The organism is Microcoleus sp. w2-18bC1, from assembly GCF_036700365.1.
In the GTDB taxonomy this organism is placed as follows: Bacteria; Cyanobacteriota; Cyanobacteriia; order Cyanobacteriales; family Microcoleaceae; genus Microcoleus.
Map to the genome: position 1 here is coordinate 37,492 of NZ_JAUBOS010000058.1, position 2,945 is coordinate 40,436.

General features: G+C 43.9%; 3 protein-coding genes. All 3 read left to right on the top strand.

The annotated features are described in order from the left end of the window. Positions 1 to 231, top strand: a 231-nt coding sequence (locus QT979_RS22720; RefSeq protein ID WP_333311763.1) for an ATP-binding protein, incomplete at its 5' end; no start/stop codon positions are given. A gap of 6 nt (positions 232 to 237) precedes the next feature. Then, the gene (locus QT979_RS22725) at positions 238 to 2,046 is read left to right on the top strand and encodes a PAS domain-containing sensor histidine kinase (protein WP_333311764.1); all 1,809 of its coding nucleotides are present in this window, start codon (positions 238 to 240) and stop codon (positions 2,044 to 2,046) included. Between the two features lie 323 nt (positions 2,047 to 2,369). Next, entirely contained in the window at positions 2,370 to 2,858 is a 489-nt protein-coding gene (locus tag QT979_RS22730) for a hypothetical protein (RefSeq protein WP_333311765.1), read from the top strand. Positions 2,859 to 2,945: the final 87 nt, after the last annotated feature.

Below are 2,945 nucleotides of genomic sequence, written 5' to 3' on the forward strand. Positions count from 1 at the left end.
GCCAAACAGCGGGAATCTTTGTTTGAACTTTACGTTCAAGACCCTAATAGCCGACAATTAACAGGGCTGGGTTTGGGCTTGTACCTCTCCAAGCAAATTATCAAAGCTCACGGCGGCGAAATTGGCGTCGAAAGCACTCCCGGCGGTGGCTCGACTTTCTGGTTTTCGCTACCTGCTGTCAACTCGGACGAGGCCTCTTTCTCAATCTCAAATCTCAAATCTCAAATCTAAAATGGTATGAACTCTTTGGGCAAGGCAAAATCTGTTCAGGCGTTAACGGTTTACGAGGTGTGGCGCGATCGCTTCCTCCGAGATCGGCTGCGCCCTGCTGTCGGAATTGCCATCTTTTTTGCCTTCACAATAACGATCTATTTTCTGGGCGAAAGATTCTTCGCTCGCCAGGAGTTTAAAAGTGTTTATTTGTATACGAGCGCTGCTGTAGAGTTGGGTTTGTTGACCTGTTTTGTGTTGCAAAAAACATCCTTCGGACAGCGCTATCCCGGTTTGCTATTTTTGGGTTTTTCCTGGTCGCTGACGGTAGTTGTACAGGTTGGCCTAGCTGTCGCACAAGCCGGGGAATTACCAATTTTTACCTGGATTTTAGCGTTCCTGATCCAAGCTACGCTGATGCCCGTCCGCTGGCGTCTCCACCTGATTTCTCAACTCGGCGTTTTGTGTTGCCACGTCGGGATAAATTTGGTTTTAAATCTAAGTTTTGCTAAGTATACTCCTTTTAAGTTGACCGGGTTGTACTTATATTTGTTTTGGATTTGTTTGATTTGCGATTTGTCGGTTTATTGGTACGAATGTCTGCAACGGAAAGAGTTTAGTACTAGGCGTGAGTTGGAATCTGCTTACCAGCAGTTGGAGGTAGCGGAGGCGAAGTACCGCAGCATTTTTGAGAATGCGGGCGAGGGGATTTTTCAAAGCACTCCCGATGGTCGTTATATTACTGCCAATCCAGCTTTGGCGCGGATTTACGGCTGCGATTCCCCGGAAGAAGTGACGGCAAAGTTTACTGATATTGAGCGGCAGTTGTATGTCGATCCGTCTCGCAGAAATGAGTTTTTGCGATCGATCGAGGAAAGCGGCACAGTATCGGATTTTGAATCTAAAATTTACCGCTGTGACGGCAGTATTGTCTGGATTTCTGAGAAGGCGCGGGCGGTACGGGACAGCAGCGGCGCCGTGCTTTATTATGAGGGTTTAATTGAGGATATCACGCAGCGCAAACAGGCACAAGAATCGCTGCGGCTGTTTATCCACGCTCTTTCTCACGACTTGCGAAACCCGGTAGCGGGAATGTTAATGGTGCTGAAAAATTGGCAGACGAAACCTGGGGATTCGATCGCAATTCCCCGTTCTATTTTGGAGCGGATGATTCAAGGTAGCGAGCAGCAATTGCGCTTGATAAATTCGCTGTTGGAAGTTCACGCCGGGGAATTGCGTGGTTTGGTTTTGCACTGCGAATCAGTTAATTTGAGGGCGATAGTTGAAGCTGCTGCGACAGATTTAGAGCCTTTAATGAAGGAGGGTAAAGCTACTTTTAAAAATTTGGTATCGGGTGATTTGCCAGCCGTGAATGCCGACAAAACTCAGTTGTGGCGTGTGTTTTCTAATTTAATAGCTAATGCTTTGAAACACAATTTTCCGGGACTAAATTTAACAGTTTCGGCTCAAGTAATCAATGCGGAAAAATTAACTAGAAATCAAAGCACAGCAAAACAAAAAATAGACAAATTACCGATTACCAATCCACAATCCCCCATTACCCATCCCCAATCACCAATCCCCAATCCCGGAAGTAGGATGATTTACTGTACCGTGGAAGATGACGGGGCGGGAATATTGCCGGAACAGTGCGAACATCTTTTTGACCTTTACGTTAGGGGTGATCAGTCCCGACACTCCGTTGGTTTGGGTTTGGGTCTATATCTTTGTCGGCAAATTATTGGTGCTCACGGTGGCCAAATAGGGGTAATTAGCACTCCCGGTGCTGGGGCAAGTTTTTGGTTTACTTTGCCGCTGGCTGAGAATTTCGGGTGATTTTTTGGTATTTTTAATTACATTTTATCTAGCACTTGTGCCAGATATTTAGAACGTTATTAATTGCTGAAACCCTTGCGAAATATGCTTCTTCGTTTTCCCGTGGCTATACTTGTGTTGTGCCGTCGCAGGTGCTTTTTGAGTGGTTCAAGCCAAATATGTCGATCGGACTATTTCGATCGGACTATTGATATTAACTTAAAACCGTGGTATAGTTACCGAAATGTTTTTCAATGAAAAATAAATTTCAGATCTTCACATTTTCTTTAGAAACATCATTTAATCTAGAAAATCTCTAAAACTAGATAAAAAATATGCAATTTATGTTGATAGAGCAAAGCTCAGAAAATACAGCCAAAGACGATGCAGCTAAGTACGACTCAGCTAAATATAACGAGCGGTCGTTCTCAACTTTAATTCGGGCTCTCCGTCTTTCCCAAGGTTACTTTTCTTTCGTTTTAGTAAACTGCAACTCGCTGGCTTTGCGGCAGCAAATAGTCGATCGACTGCAAGTAAATTGTCCCGTGAAACCGCGACAACTGTTTTTGCCCAAATCAGCGACAACTCTCTACACGACAATCGCAGCGGAAATAGACGGGGAACAGCCTCCAGCTTTAATGCTCCTCGGTTTGGAATCAGTGGAGCCGATCGATCGATTGCTCGTTTCTACCAACCTATTATGCAGCGAATTCAGCAAAAAATTTTCCTTTCCCCTCGTCTTTTGGGTGACGGATGAACTTCTGAGAAAAATTATTCGCACCGCCCCAGATTTATACAATCGGATGACGACAATTAGATTTATCAGTAATTAGTAATCAGTCGATCGATTTTAGATTTTAGATTTTAGATTTTAGATTTTAGATTTTAGATTTTAGATTTTAGATTTTAGATTTTAGATT